General features: G+C 67.6%; 14 protein-coding genes. 5 read left to right on the top strand and 9 right to left on the bottom strand.

From position 1 onward, the window contains the following. Together E4L96_RS23760 and E4L96_RS14530 are read right to left on the bottom strand one after the other, a co-directional pair. Positions 1–1,388 (bottom strand): NYN domain-containing protein (locus E4L96_RS23760; protein ID WP_167758696.1); only part of this gene is annotated, 1,388 nt, incomplete at its 3' end. A gap of 32 nt (positions 1,389–1,420) precedes the next feature. Beyond that, positions 1,421–1,981 (bottom strand): cysteine dioxygenase family protein, encoded by a 561-nt coding sequence (locus E4L96_RS14530; RefSeq protein ID WP_135207946.1) that lies wholly within the window; start codon positions 1,979–1,981, stop codon positions 1,421–1,423. Positions 1,982–2,093: 112 nt separating this feature from the next. Here E4L96_RS14530 and E4L96_RS23755 point away from each other — a divergent pair, with 112 nt between their 5' ends. Beyond that, positions 2,094–2,243 (top strand): hypothetical protein, encoded by a 150-nt coding sequence (locus E4L96_RS23755; protein WP_167758695.1) that lies wholly within the window; start codon positions 2,094–2,096, stop codon positions 2,241–2,243. A 189-nt stretch (positions 2,244–2,432) separates the two neighbouring features. Further along, positions 2,433–3,464 (top strand): ribosome small subunit-dependent GTPase A, encoded by a 1,032-nt coding sequence (gene rsgA / locus E4L96_RS14525; protein ID WP_135207945.1) that lies wholly within the window; start codon positions 2,433–2,435, stop codon positions 3,462–3,464. 256 nt (positions 3,465–3,720) lie between these two features. Here the strand turns inward: rsgA and E4L96_RS14520 are convergent, their stop codons facing one another. Together E4L96_RS14520 and E4L96_RS14515 are read right to left on the bottom strand one after the other, a co-directional pair. After that, a complete protein-coding gene (locus E4L96_RS14520; protein ID WP_135207944.1) occupies positions 3,721–5,673 on the bottom strand; it encodes an alpha/beta hydrolase domain-containing protein in 1,953 nt (650 codons plus the stop codon). Positions 5,674–5,678: 5 nt separating this feature from the next. Then, positions 5,679–6,113: a DUF1810 domain-containing protein gene (locus tag E4L96_RS14515; protein ID WP_135207943.1), complete on the bottom strand. Its 435-nt coding sequence runs from the start codon at positions 6,111–6,113 to the stop codon at positions 5,679–5,681. Positions 6,114–6,174: 61 nt separating this feature from the next. Between E4L96_RS14515 and E4L96_RS14510 the strand changes: the two genes are divergently transcribed. Continuing rightward, the gene (locus E4L96_RS14510) at positions 6,175–6,396 is read left to right on the top strand and encodes a DUF3820 family protein (protein WP_135207942.1); all 222 of its coding nucleotides are present in this window, start codon (positions 6,175–6,177) and stop codon (positions 6,394–6,396) included. A gap of 4 nt (positions 6,397–6,400) precedes the next feature. Here E4L96_RS14510 and E4L96_RS14505 read toward each other — a convergent pair whose 3' ends face one another. From E4L96_RS14505 to E4L96_RS14485, 5 genes are all read right to left on the bottom strand, one after another. Further along, entirely contained in the window at positions 6,401–6,790 is a 390-nt protein-coding gene (locus tag E4L96_RS14505; RefSeq protein ID WP_135207941.1) for a DUF488 domain-containing protein, read from the bottom strand. After that, positions 6,787–7,239 carry an acyl-CoA thioesterase gene (locus tag E4L96_RS14500; RefSeq protein WP_135207940.1) on the bottom strand — a complete coding sequence of 151 codons (453 nt, stop codon included), beginning with the start codon at positions 7,237–7,239 and terminating at the stop codon, positions 6,787–6,789. The genes E4L96_RS14505 and E4L96_RS14500 overlap by 4 nt, the downstream gene beginning before the upstream one ends. A 67-nt stretch (positions 7,240–7,306) precedes the next feature. Next, positions 7,307–9,478: a putative bifunctional diguanylate cyclase/phosphodiesterase gene (locus E4L96_RS14495; RefSeq protein WP_135207939.1), complete on the bottom strand. Its 2,172-nt coding sequence runs from the start codon at positions 9,476–9,478 to the stop codon at positions 7,307–7,309. Beyond that, on the bottom strand, positions 9,471–10,466 hold the full coding sequence (locus tag E4L96_RS14490; RefSeq protein ID WP_135207938.1) for an EAL and HDOD domain-containing protein: 996 nt from the start codon (positions 10,464–10,466) through the stop codon (positions 9,471–9,473). Before E4L96_RS14490 ends, E4L96_RS14495 begins: the two co-directional genes overlap by 8 nt. A 90-nt stretch (positions 10,467–10,556) precedes the next feature. Continuing rightward, entirely contained in the window at positions 10,557–11,477 is a 921-nt protein-coding gene (locus E4L96_RS14485) for a LysR family transcriptional regulator (protein ID WP_135207937.1), read from the bottom strand. A gap of 122 nt (positions 11,478–11,599) precedes the next feature. Here E4L96_RS14485 and E4L96_RS14480 point away from each other — a divergent pair, with 122 nt between their 5' ends. Continuing rightward, positions 11,600–12,304, top strand: a complete 705-nt coding sequence (locus tag E4L96_RS14480; RefSeq protein ID WP_135207936.1) for a pirin family protein — start codon at positions 11,600–11,602, stop codon at positions 12,302–12,304. Positions 12,305–12,407: 103 nt separating this feature from the next. Further along, a complete protein-coding gene (ribA, locus tag E4L96_RS14475) occupies positions 12,408–13,049 on the top strand; it encodes a GTP cyclohydrolase II (RefSeq protein WP_135207935.1) in 642 nt (213 codons plus the stop codon). The last annotated feature ends 169 nt before the right edge of the window (positions 13,050–13,218 follow it).

Genomic DNA, 13,218 nt, shown 5'->3' with positions numbered 1-13,218 from the left:
GGCGCAGCCGGTGCGGTGGCCTGCGTGGTGCGCTCGGCGGCCGGCGTGCGCTCCGCGACAGGAGCTGCTGCGGAAGATGGGCCAGATTCCCCAGCGGCTGCGGCCGCGGCGGCAGCGGCCTTGGCTGCCGCTTTTGCGACGCGGGCCGGCTGCTTGCGCGCGCGCTTGGGACGCTCGCCACCCGTATCGGCCGGTGACGCCGCAGCGCTGGACGCCTCGTCCACCACCGCATCGCTTTCCTGGCGGCCGCCTTGTGCTGCGCCGGACAACGGCTCCGCGGACTCCGCATCTGCGCGGCCGGTATCCCACCACGCGCCTTGCGTCTGCGGGGCCACATCTTCCACCGTCTCGCCAGCGCCAGCAAACGCCTCGCCAGTCTCCGGCGCAGCGCTCACCTGATCGTGCTCGCCGCGCCCACGGCGGCCACCCCGGCCACGCCCGCCGCGTTCGCGGCCACGGGCGTCACCGCGTGCATCCGTGCCAGCGGCATCGTCGCCCGGCTCCACGCTTTGGGTGTCGGTGTCCTGCGCCACCATCACATCCTGCTGCGGGGCCACCGCACTGCTGCGGTACACATACGCGCCCGATTTCTCGTCCCGCCCGAACTCCAGCAGCCCGCGCGCCTTGGCCTCTTCAATCAGATTGCCGAAGCTGCGGAACCCGTAATAGGTCTCGTTGAAGTCCGGCTTGCGGCGCTTGAGCGTGTCCTTGAGCAGCGAGGCCCAGATCTTGCCGCTGTCGCCGCGCTCCGCAATGAGCGCCTCGAACGTTTCGACCACCAGCTCGATGGCCTCCGTCTTGCGCGCCTCCTGCTCTTCGCGCTTGCGATTCTGCTCGTCCGACCGGTCCGAGGAACGCTTGGGCTGCTGCTGCGGCTGGGCCGCGCGGCGTGCCTGCTTCTGGCGTTCGCGTTCACGCGCCAGGTCATCGTAGAAAATGAATTCGTCGCAGTTCGCGATCAGCAGGTCCGACGACGACTGCTTCACTCCAACCCCGATCACCGTCTTCGCGTTCTCGCGCAGCTTGGAAACCAGCGGCGAAAAGTCCGAGTCGCCCGAAATGATCACGAAAGTGTTCACGTGCGACTTGGTGTAGCAGAGGTCCAGCGCGTCCACCACCATGCGGATGTCCGCCGAGTTCTTGCCCGACTGGCGCACATGCGGAATCTCGATCATCTCGAAGTTCGCCTCGTGCATGGTCGCCTTGAAGCTCTTGTAGCGCTCCCAGTCGCAATAGGCCTTCTTGACCACGATGCTGCCCTTGAGCAGAAGGCGTTCGAGCACCGGCTTGATATCGAATTTGTCGTAATTGGCGTCGCGCACGCCGAGTGCGACGTTTTCGAAGTCGCAGAAGACGGCCATGCTCAGGCTGTCGTGGGAAAAGGCCATGGTGGGAATTGGTATGTTGCCAAAAGCCGCGATTATACCCACAGGTTGGGAAGCAGCTCGTTTGCATAGCCCGAGACGAACGGACGGCGCGTGCCGTCGGGCTGGAACACGTGGCGCTCCACGCGGCCGATGTTGGCTCCGTACACGTGGATGCTGACCGAGACCGCATCGGCGAGCAGGTTGGACACGCGATGCACATCGCCGACATTGGGCGAGACCAGGTCGACCTGTCCGGGGCGCAGTTCGTGGCGCCCCGCGGGCTGGCCGTGGGCGTCGAACTCCTCGCACAGTTCGGCCCCGCGCAGGATGCCGACCATGCCCCACACGGTGTGGTCGTGGACCGGCGTGGTCTGGCCCGGGCCCCAGACGAAGCTCACCACTGAAAAGCGTTCGAGCGGATCGCAGTGCAGGAGGTACTGCTGGTAATGGTCCGGATGCGGCTGCGCGTAGGCGTCGGGGAGCCAGTCGTCGTGGCGCACCAGGTCCGCGAGCAGCGGGCGGCCATCGCGGAAGATGCGCGCTTCGTCCGCGCCATCGTCGAGCAGGCGGGTGACGCTTTGAATGAAGCCGCGCAGGCGGGCGAGCTGGGTCATGGAGCCTCCTGTCGGCACGATACCACAGGGCCGCGGGCCACGGACCTTGACGGCGAGGGGCGCGCGGTGCGAGACTCGGGTCATCTCATCCACCCTCAGTACGGAGGCCACCATGAACTATAGCTCCAAAACCGCACGGCTTGATACCGCCGCCCGGCCGGCCGCCCGCCGCGCGGCAGAGCTCAAACAGCTCCAGATGGTGGCGATAGGGACGCTGACGGGGGGCCTGCTGATGGCCTTCGCGATTCTGCTGATGCGCTGATGCGCATCGGGTTTCTGCAGCCCTCGCAGTAGTTCCCCTCACCTCCGGCGGACCACGCGTCCGCTGTCACCGAGCCTGACCTCTTCCGCGCCGCTGGCGCGTCCGGCCTTCCGCTCTCCCGACCCGCATCGGCGCTGCCGACGCGGACCGCGCGCGCTCGCGCGCACCTGAACGGATACCGACACCATCATGACTCACATCGACTTCCCGGCGCTGCAGGCGATCGGGTTTCAACAGCATTTTGCGGCTGCGCTGGCGGCCGCACCACAAGAGTACTTCCCCGCGCGCGTGACCGCCGTGCAGCGCGACTGGCTGACGCTCGACGACGGCGCGCATGCATATGAAGCACGTCCGGGGCATCAATTGGCCGCTGCGCCCGTGGTCGGCGACTGGGTGCTGGCCGAACGCGATGGCCGGGGCGAGGTCTGGATCGCACAGGTGCTGGAACCGGTGAACCGCCTCGCGCGGCGCACCATGTCCGGCCGGCAGGCGCTGGCCAGCAATGTCGACACCGCGCTGCTGGTCATGGGCCTGGACAACGACCTCAACCCGCGGCGCATGGAGCGCTACATCGCCGTCGTGCGCGCGTGCGAAGTCGATCCGGTAATGGTGCTGACCAAGGCCGACATCGGCGCAGATGCGGAAGACAAGGCCGCGCAGCTGCGCGCCCGCATCCCGACCGGCGTGCCGCTGCTGATGCTGCATCCGGCCGAGCAGAACGACGATGGCGTGCTCGCGCCCTGGCTGCGGCGCGGGCAAACGCTGGTGCTGCTTGGGTCATCAGGCGTCGGCAAGTCCACGCTGACGAACGCCTTGACTGGCAGCGTCCAGGCGACGGGCGGCACCCGCCATGGCGACGACCGCGGACGGCACACCACCACGGCGCGCTCGCTGCACCGCTGCCCGGGTGGCGCCTGCATCATCGACACCCCAGGATTGCGCGCCTGGCAGCCGGACGGTGACAAAGACGACATTGCCGCGAGCTTCGACGACATCGCCGCGTTGGCGGAGGGCTGCCAGTTCCGCGACTGCACCCACGCCACGGAGCCCGGCTGCGCGGTGCGTGGCGTGGTCGACGCAGACCGCCTGCGCAACTACGCCAAGCTGCTGCGCGAAGCCCGCCGCGCCGACGCCACTCCGCTCGACCGCATCGCCGAACGCGCCCGCTGGAAGACCCTCAACAAGTCCGCCCGCCAGCGCTCCCGCGCCAAGCGCTCCTAGCCCCGCCACCGGGGTCAGGCACCTGTGGATAACCTTGGGGTCAGACCCCTCCTCTGTAAGGCAGGCCTGACCCCAATTTTGTTCAGTTGTGACATGGAGCCTGCGGCCATGCGGGTTTCATCTATCTGAGTCCGTTGGTGAAATGTGAAATTTTGGGTTTGTTCAAGATGTGGGGTCAGGCAGCGTCTATGGGAGGCAGGCCTGACCCCAGTTTGAGGTGCGTCAAGCGGGGGGCGGGGCGCACGTTTGAGGGGGATCAGGGCAGGCGGCGCTCGGTGCGGGCGCGGTCGATGTAGCGGTCGACGTCCTCTTGCAGCAGCAGGCCGCGGTCACGCAGGTCGCGGGCACTCGCGGCGATGGCTTTGGCGTAGTCGAGACGCGAGGCGTAGCGCTGGGACAGGGGGCGGCGTGGGTCCCCGGCTGTCGTTTGCGCGGGCAGCGGGAGGGTCAGGCCGTTCAGGCCACACAGTTCGCCCTCGGCGAACAAGGCGCGGCGGACGTTCCAGCCGGTATGCGTCGCCAGCGGGACGGCGACGTCGGGCAGGCGCACGCCGGCGATGTCGTGGCCGTCCTCGTCCACCATCGGGACCAGCACGCGGTAGCGCTTCGCGGGGTCGGCGCGCCATGGCACGGCGCTGTAGTCGACCACCGCCAGGCCGTTCACCACCTGGGGGAAGTCGACCGGGTTCGGGCGCACCACCGGGAAGCCGACGGCGTCCTGCGTCGGTGCGGCCAGGCGCACATCTTTCAAAGTCGGGTAGGCGGTCGGCGGCGGTGCGCTGCCTTCCCGCACCCACGCGACCAAGTCGTCCACCAGTGCACGCACCAGCGGCGCCTGTTGCGCGGTGTTGCTGGGGTATTTGCAGATGCCGACCGTGGGCTCTTTCGCGTACACGTGCTGGGTCGACGACATCAGGTAGGCCCGCACCTCGGGCGGCAACGCTACGTCCTTGCCGGCGCCATCGGTCACCACCAGCGACGCGCGGCCCTGCCAGAATTCGGTGCTGCTATCCACGTGCATCAGCCGCGGACAGGTCGCCGTCTGCTGGCAGCGCGCGAAGATGCCGTCGGTGCGTCCGGTCAGCGGGTCGCGCGTGACGGCGTAGGTGAACGGGAACTGGTCGCCCGGCGTGAGCGTCTCGTTGTGCTGCGTTGAGTTGCGCCCGGGGAGCGCGAAGCGGTAGTTGGTGTAGCTCTTCTTGCCGCCGGCGATCAGCGGCATGGCGCCGTCGAACACGCGGCCGCCCGCCGGGTTGGCGTTGAAACCGTACCAGATGAAGTCCCGCAGTACGCGGCCGGACTGCGACACGCCCACCGCCAGCGACACGGACGGCTTGATGTCGGCCAGCGGGTTCCCAGCGCCAGCCCCGGATTTCAGCCATGTGCTCACATCCCGCAAGGCGGCAAAGCCCAGCCCCATCACCTTGGGGTCGCGCGCCTGGTAGCGGAATTCATAGATGGCGCCGGCGTCGTAGCCGCGCGGGCGCGTGATCTCGATGGAGGTCGGAGTCAGCCAGCGCCACGCCGTCACTTCCTCGGCCGGCGCGCCGGCACGTGCACGTACGGTCAAATGGCCTTCCGCCTCGCCAGACACGGCGGGATACGTCAGCGCCAGCGTCGACACGGGCTTCACATCGTCGAACACCTTCTCTTCGACCGACCAGCTGGTGATCGGCTGGCCGCCGTCCCGCGCCACCGGCAGCTCCGTGCCGACGGTGCGGCCATCGCGCGCCAGCGCGATATCGCCCTGCCACCCGATCCACACCATCGAGTACCCACGCCGCATGGTGTAGCCCACACCGTCCGCTCCCGCATGATCGAGCTGGCCCTGGCCCTCATTGACCATGTAGTTGAATAGCTTGTTGCCGCGGTTCGGCACATCGACCAGCATGACCTGCGACGCGCGCGCGCCATCGCGCGGGCGCAGCACCACCACGTCGGTCTTGAAGTGCACCCACCCGTCCGGCCCCGTGGCCTTGTCGATGTCCGTGATGATGCGGTTGGCCGGGTGCGCCGGGTTCACCCGCACATGCGCGACGCCGACCACGGTCTCGTACTGCCCCACGTCCTCGAAGCGCTTGCCGTCGAAGGCCGTGCTGCGGCTGAGGACTTCGAACTGTTCGATCTCCGCCGCGGGCCGGTCGGCGGAAGGGGCCATGGCGCAGGAGGCCAGCGCCAGCAGCCCGAGGGCGCCAGCGGTCGTACGCATCAGCTTCAACGTGCAGACTCCGTGAGGTCAAGCGTGGCGGCATCGCGGGCGCCGCCAAAATATTTGTCGAGGCAGGCCGCGAACAATGCATCGTCGGGCGCCGCCAGAGAGAACAACGTCATCGATGAATGAAACTTGAGGTCATCGGGGGAACCGAAGATGGCATGCGCGCTGCGGCCCTCGACTGCGAGCACGGCCTGCGCGCACTCGCGCAGGCGCGCGCCGAGCACCGGATGGGCAACGTAAGCACAAGCCTCGGCCAGCGACCCGAGCGCATAGAATTGCGCAGTCGCGCTGCGCCCCAGCCCCGCGATCTGCGGGAACACGAACCACATCCAGTGCGTGCGCTTGTGCCCCGCGCGCAGCTCGGCCAGCGCGGTGGCGTACACCGGAGCCTGGGCGGCGACGAAGCGGTCGAGGTCAAAGTGATCATCGGGCATGGCGCCATCGTACAATGATTGGCGTGCGCAGTCTTCAAATGCGCTTTCGTGCCACCGTCCCATGCAACCCGAACACCTCGAACTGCTCCTCACCCGCCAGATGCCCTACGGCCGATACCAGGGCCGCGTCATCGCCGATTTGCCCGGCGATTATCTCGGCTGGTTTGCGCGTGAAGGCTTCCCGCGCGGGGAGATCGGCCAGCTGCTGGAGCTCATGTACGAGATCGATCACAACAACCTGCGCTCGCTGCTCGATCCGCTGCGGGCCCGCCTGCGCCGCTGATCACTCACGGAGCGATCGCAGCTCCACGCTCGGCCAGCAGCACCTTCAGGATACTGCGATGGCAGCGGTCCTCATTCTCGCAGTAGCAGCCGACCGAGAACTGGCCGGTATGCGACAGCGCGGCCAGCGTGTCCAGCACGCGGCTGGCGTCCGGCGCGGCCATCTCGTGGCGGTAGCCCTTTTCGAATGCGGCCCACTCCTTGTCCGTTTGCGCGTGCAGGCCGCGCGCGACCAGTTCGGGCGATGGCGACAGCATGGGCAACCAGACATCGTAGTAGTCCAGCCGGCCGAAGTCCTCCTTGCGCACCCCGCGCGGCGGACGGCGCACGGTGCCGATCCGCGTCCCTTCGTCATCAGAGCGGGGCGAACCAAGCCGCACGATCCGTACGCTCATGCGTCACCCGCGCGCACGCTGCCCGGCAGGACTTCGAAATCCTCCGTACGAGGAATCGCCCGCAGCACCTCCATCAGCGCGGGCGGCGGCGCAGCGAGCTTGCGCGCGGCGAGATCGAACCACCCAGCAGTGGACGTGACGCGCGCCGCCAGCACGCCCTCGCGGTAGATCTCATTCCGGATGCGCATGCGCGTACCGTCCTCGGACAAGCCCGAAAGCTCCATCCGCACCGCCAGCGCATCGAGCAGGCGGCACTCGCGGAAGTACTCGACTTCGTCCTTCATCACCACAGGCCCGAGCCGCAAGCGCGAGAACTCGGCCATCGGGAAGCCATGGTCGGCGAAAAACATGAAGCGGATATCGGCCGCCTTGTCCATGTAGGCGGTGTTACGCATGTGCGCATTGAAGTCCATGTCGCCCCAGCCGGCGACCATCGTGCGTTCGTACATCGTGTCCTCCGTCGCGCTGTCGAAAGCTCGACTTTACACCGGCCGGACGCGGTCTTCCGCCGGACCGTCAGGCCGCCAGGGACAGCCGCCGCCCCTCGGACAGCAGCGCCGCATACTCGGACGCGGGCAGCGCGGGGCTGAACAGCCAGCCCTGGAGCTGGTCGCATCCCAGCTCGCGCAGGAAGGCCATCTGCTCGGGCGTCTCCACCCCTTCGGCCACGATCTCCTGGCGCAGCTGCTGCGCCATGGTGACGATGGCGCGCGCGATGGCGCAGTCGTTCTCCTCGTGCGGCAGGCCGACCACGAAGGCGCGGTCGATCTTGAGGGTCGAGATGGGGAATTTCTTGAGGTAGGCGAGCGACGAATAGCCGGTGCCGAAATCGTCCAGCGCCAGCGCGAGGCCCATCGCCACCAGCTCGTTCATAATGCCGATGACGTTGTCCGTCCCGCGCACCAGCAGGCTCTCGGTGATCTCCAGCGAAATCTGCTCCGGCAGCACGCGGTGGCGGTCCAGCACCTCCAGCACGCGCGAAGGCAGCTTGCGATCGAACTGGCGGGCAGACAGGTTGACCGCCACCGGCGGCACCGTCAGCCCGGCGTTGCGCCATGCGGCGACCTGGCGGCAGGCTTCGTCCAGCACCCAGCCGCCGATGTCGTAGATCAGGCCCGTTTCCTCGGCCACGGGGATGAACAGGCCCGGCGAAATCATGCCGCGCTCCGGATGACGCCAGCGGATCAGCGCCTCGGCGCCGACGATGCGGCCCGACCGCAGGCTGACCTTGGGCTGGTAGTGCAGCTCCAGCTGCCCTTCGCGCAGCGCGGTGCGCAGTTCGGACTCGACCCGCATCTGCTCCTTGGCCCGCTGGTCCATCTCGGCGCGGTAGAACAGGAAGCCGCTGCTCGTCCCTTGCGCGGCCTTGGCCATCGCCACGTCGGCAAAGCGCATCAGGGACGGCATGTCCATGCTGTCCTCGGGGTAGACGGCGATGCCGATATTGGCTGAGACCTGCAGACTGTGTTCGCCGACCGGAATCGGCGCACCCAGCGCGGCCAGCAGCTTTTGCGCCACGATGCCCGCGTGTTCGCGCTTGCCGATGTCCGGCAGCGCCACCGCGAACTTGCTGCCGTCGATACGCGCGAGGATGTCGGCGTCGCGCAGGCCGTGGCGGAACAGGCGGCCGATTTCACAAATCAGGTCGCCCGCGGTCTCGTGGCCGAAGGTGTCGCTGATGGTGCCGATGCGGTTGATCTCCACCACCATCAGCGCGCCGTATTCCTCGTTGCGGCGCGCCTCGGCGAGCCGCTGGTTCATCAGGTGATTGAGCAGGCTGCGGTTGGGCAGGCCGGTGAGCGCGTCGTAGTTGGCCATGCGCTGCATGCGCGCCTCGGCGTCCTTGTGCACGCTGATGTCGGAGAAGATCGAGAAAGTGTGCGTGATCCTGCCGTCGCCGTCGCGCACCACGGAGATGGTGACGGACTGCGGGAACAGCTCTCCGTTCTTGCGCTTGCCCACGATCTCGCCGCGCCACGGTCCGGCCCCCTGCATGGCGGCGCGCACGCGGGCACGGAATTCGGCGTCGTGCACGCCGGAGCGCAGCAGGTCGGGCGTGCGGCCGATCGCCTCGGCGGGCGAGTAGCCGGTGATGCGCGTGAAGGCGCTGTTGATGGAGACGATGCGCTCTTCGGCATCGGTGATCAGCACCCCCTGGTCGCTGTCTTCGATGATGCGCGCGTGCAGGCGCAGCTTGTCCTCGGACGTCAGGTGTTCGGCCACCGGGGACAGGTGCACCAGCATGCCGGAAGGGTCGCCCGCGTCGTCGCGCAGGATCGACACCGACAGGCGCACCCAGATCACTTCCCCGTTCTTTTTGCGGCGGCGGACTTCGATCAGGCCTTCGCCGCCTTCCAGGAACAGCTCCGCGATGTCGCCATTGTCGTCGTCTTCGGCGTACAGGAACAGCACGTGCTGGCCGACTGCCTCCGCGCGCGTGTAGCCGAACAGCGCCTCGGCGCCCGCGTTCCAGCCAGTGAGATAGCCCGCGGTATCGAGCACGATGACGGGTTCCTGCGATTCGTCGAACGCGCCCACCGACGGTCCTGGCGCCACCGGCGTGAGCTTGGCGAGATGCGCTTCCAGCGCGCGCAGCTTCTCGGTCAGCGCCGGCGAGTCCGCACGCGCACCGAGTTCGCGCGCCTCGCGCACGAGCTGCAGGCAGTGCGCGAGGTCCTGGTCACGCATGGCCGCCCTGCGATTCGCGCACCGTGTCGAGCATCCAGCGCGTGGCGTCGACGACGGCGGCGTTGAAGTCTTCATGGCTGACCTGGAGCGAGGCGAGCAAAGCGGAGGTTGCGTCGAAACGGCCCTGCTCCGCGGCCTCGATGGCCTGCAGCAGTGCGCCCAGCTCTCCTTCGCCGCGCAGCAGCGCGCCCTGCACCGCATCGCCGATGGCCAGGGGGGCCAGCACGTCGGACAGCGGCATCCCAAACAGCACGCCAAGCAGAGAGAACATGCCGGTCATGAAACCCTGCTCCTGCGCCGTCTTGTCCAGGCCCGCGGCGCGGGCCAGCAGCTCGATGGCGCGCGCACGCTTGGCCACGCGCGCGAGCAGCATGGCGCTGCGCGGGTCGCCCTGCTTGGCGGCGAACAGCATCAGATTGAGCCAGCGGCGCAGCTGCGAGCGGCCCAGGATCAGGATCGCCTGCGAGAAGCTGGTGATGCGGCGTGACAGGCCCATGCCGAGCGAGTTCACGAGCCGCAGCAGGTGATACGACAGCGTGGGGTCCTGGCGCAGCAGGGCTTCGATTTCGTGGGTGTCCGCGTCGTTGGCGACCAGTTGGACCAGCTGCAGCGCGAGGGCGCGCGACGCCGCCTGCGGGCCGGTGGCCTTGGGCGGCGCGGCCATGTACCAGGTGCCGGCCACGTAGCGGGTCCCCGCGGGCAGGCGCTCACGGTCCAGGCGTTCGTTCTCATGGACGATGGCGCCGGGGGCGGCGGGCTGCAAGCCGGCGGTCGTGAGCAGCGCGGCGACCGATGGATCGACGTCCGGGCGGAAGAAAGCCGGTGAGGCCACCGCGAGCTCCTTCAGCGCGTCGCTGCCGGCCACCGGCGCCAGGCCAGCGGCAGTAACGTCCGCGTCGATATTGAACAGGAGCGCCGCCGGTTTGCCGTGCTGGTCTGCGAGAACCTGGAAATATACCAGCGGCGCCGGAGGGGAAGAAGTCATCATTGCGGGGCGAAACGTTAAGTCAGGCTATGTTACTCTGAAAATATTCTCCTGCGCCAACATTCCGGCCTGCCGAGTGTGCTTCTGGCGCGACTACAGGCCCGGCAGCGTCGGGCACAGGCGCTCGAACAGGCCCTCCGCCAGTGCCCGCTGGCGCCACCAGGCCAGGCCGGCGCCCTCCTCGCCCGTGCGCCACGCGGCCCAGAACGTCTCCGGCGGGCGCGGCTCTTCCACCTGTTTTTCGACCAGTTCACCTCTGGCGATGGCCGCCCGTGCCGTCGGGCCTGGCAAATAGCCAAAGCCGAAGGCGGCGCGCTGCATCTCATACTTGAGTTGCATTGTTGGCACGGTCAGGGTGTCCTGGCCCAGCAGCAGCCCCACGGTGCGCGGCGCGCCGCGGCGGGCGGAGTCCGCCACGGCGACGGCGCGATGGGCTTGCAGGTGCTGGCTCGTCAGCGGCCCCTCGACGGCGGCCAGCGGATGGCGCGGCGAGACGGCGAACACAAAGTCCAGTTCGCCGATCGGCCGGGCCGCGTAGCCGCCGCCTGCCGGGCCGTCGCCCGCCACGCCGATCAGGAGGTCGCAGCGGCGGTCCAGCAGCGCTTCCCACGGTCCGCTGAGGGTCTCGTTGAGCAGCCTAAGCCGGGTTTGCGGGGCGGCGGCGTAGAACTCCGTCATCTCCGGCGCCAAGGCGGTGGCGGCGAACATGGAATCCAGGCAGAGGGTGAGCTCGGTCTCCCAACCGCTTTGGACGCGCTTGACGCGGTATTCGAGCTCTTCCGCCGCCCGCAGCAGGGTCCGCCCCTCCTTGAGCAGCTCGCGCCCGGCCGGGGTCAGCTCGACCCGCGTGCCGTTGCGCAGGAAGAGTTCGACCCGCAGATCGTCCTCCAGCTTGTTCACGACATAGGAAATGGTGGACGGCACCTTGTGCAGCTCCTGCCCGGCCTTGGCAAAGGAGCCGCGCCGGTCGATGGCGTCCATGATCTGCAGCGCTTCGAGACTGAGCTTGAGCATTCGAAAAATTCGATCAGAGAGTTCGAAAAATTCCGTTATGTCTACCGGAAGTGCTTGATTATACTGGCGTCCATCAGTTCGAATAAATCGATCTAGATCACAACAATACCCCGGAGGATACCATGCTTCAGATTCGCAAAAGTGCAGAACGCGGCGACGCCAACCACGGCTGGCTGCAATCGAAACACTCGTTTTCGTTTGCAGATTATTACGATCCCCAGCACACCGGCTTCGGCCCGCTGCTGGTGATCAACGAAGACCGCGTGGCCCCGGCGATGGGCTTCGGCACCCACGGCCACCGCGACATGGAAATCATTTCCTACGTTCTCGATGGCGCCCTGGAGCACAAGGACAGCATGGGCACAGGTTCCGTCCTGCATTATGGCGACGTGCAGCGCATGTCGGCCGGCAGTGGCGTGCGGCATAGCGAATTCAACGGTTCCAAGGCCGAGCCGGTGCATTTTCTGCAGATCTGGATCGCGCCCAACGTGAAGGGCATTGCGCCCAGCTACGAGGAAAAGCACTTCGCCACCGACACCAAGCTCGGCCAGCTGCGCCTAATCGCCTCGCCGGACGGTGCCCAAGGCTCCGTCACCATCCATCAGGACGCCCGCGTCTACGCCAGCATCCTCAACACCGGCGACACGCTGACCCAGCCGCTGGCCACGGGCCGCCTGGGCTATGTGCACCTGATCCGCGGCACGGCCGAGGTCAATGGCGTGCGCCTGAGCGGCGGTGACGCCCTCAAGCTGCTGGCCGAACCGCAGGTCACCATCGCCAACGCCGAGGCAGCCGAGCTGCTGTTTTTCGACCTCCCCAGCCAGTAAGCGCGCCTGAAGCTCCCTTAATCTAGAGGGAGCGCTCCGGCGGGCCGGCCGGATTTCCGCTAAACTTTCGCCTTCAGCCAGCAAGAAAAGCAGAGATAACGCCATGCCCGCCGTACCCGACGACATCCTCGACTACACCACCTCGTGCGCCCTGCCCACGCCCTGGGCCCAGTTCACGCTGCACGCGTTCGTCGAGCATGCGACCGGCAAGGAGCACCTGGCGATGGTCCTCGGCGACATCTCCAACGGTGAGCCGGTGCTGGCCCGCGTCCACTCCGAATGCCTCACCGGGGACGTGCTGTTCTCCCAGCGCTGCGACTGCGGCGCTCAGCTGGAGGGCGCGCTGCGCCGCATCGCCGCCGAAGGCCGCGGCGTGCTGCTCTACCTGCGCCAGGAAGGCCGCGGTATTGGGCTGGTCAACAAGATCCGCGCCTACCGCCTGCAGGAAGCGGGGGCGGACACCGTCGAGGCCAACCTGCAGCTGGGCTTCCACGCGGACCAGCGCAACTATGGCCTGGTCAAGCCGATGCTCGAACACTTCAAGGTCCGGGCTTTGCGCCTGATGACCAACAACCCGCGCAAGATCGACGCGCTGGAAAAGCTGGGCTTCAGCGTCACCGAGCGCGTGCCGCTGATCGTCAACCGTAATGCCTTCAACACCGGCTACCTGGACACCAAGGCCGCCAAGCTGGGCCACATGATGACGCCCGTCGAGGAAGCGGTCGCGGAAGACGGCGAACTGTAACGCCCTCAAAATCGGTTATGCTGGCGGCGAGTCCATACATACCGCCACGTCACCGCCACTGATGAAATTCGCTTCGACCGCAGCCCTGTGGGCCTGCCTTGCGGTGGGCGCGCACGCTGCTCCCGCCGCGGCGCCCGCGCAAGCGCCCCGCCCCGCCGCTGCCTCCGCC

This window comes from Zemynaea arenosa (assembly GCF_004614185.1).
GTDB classification, from domain to species: domain Bacteria; phylum Pseudomonadota; class Gammaproteobacteria; order Burkholderiales; family Burkholderiaceae_D; genus Telluria; species Telluria arenosa.
Note: the sequence above shows the minus strand (reverse complement) of the source record. Positions and strands in the feature narration are given on the sequence as shown.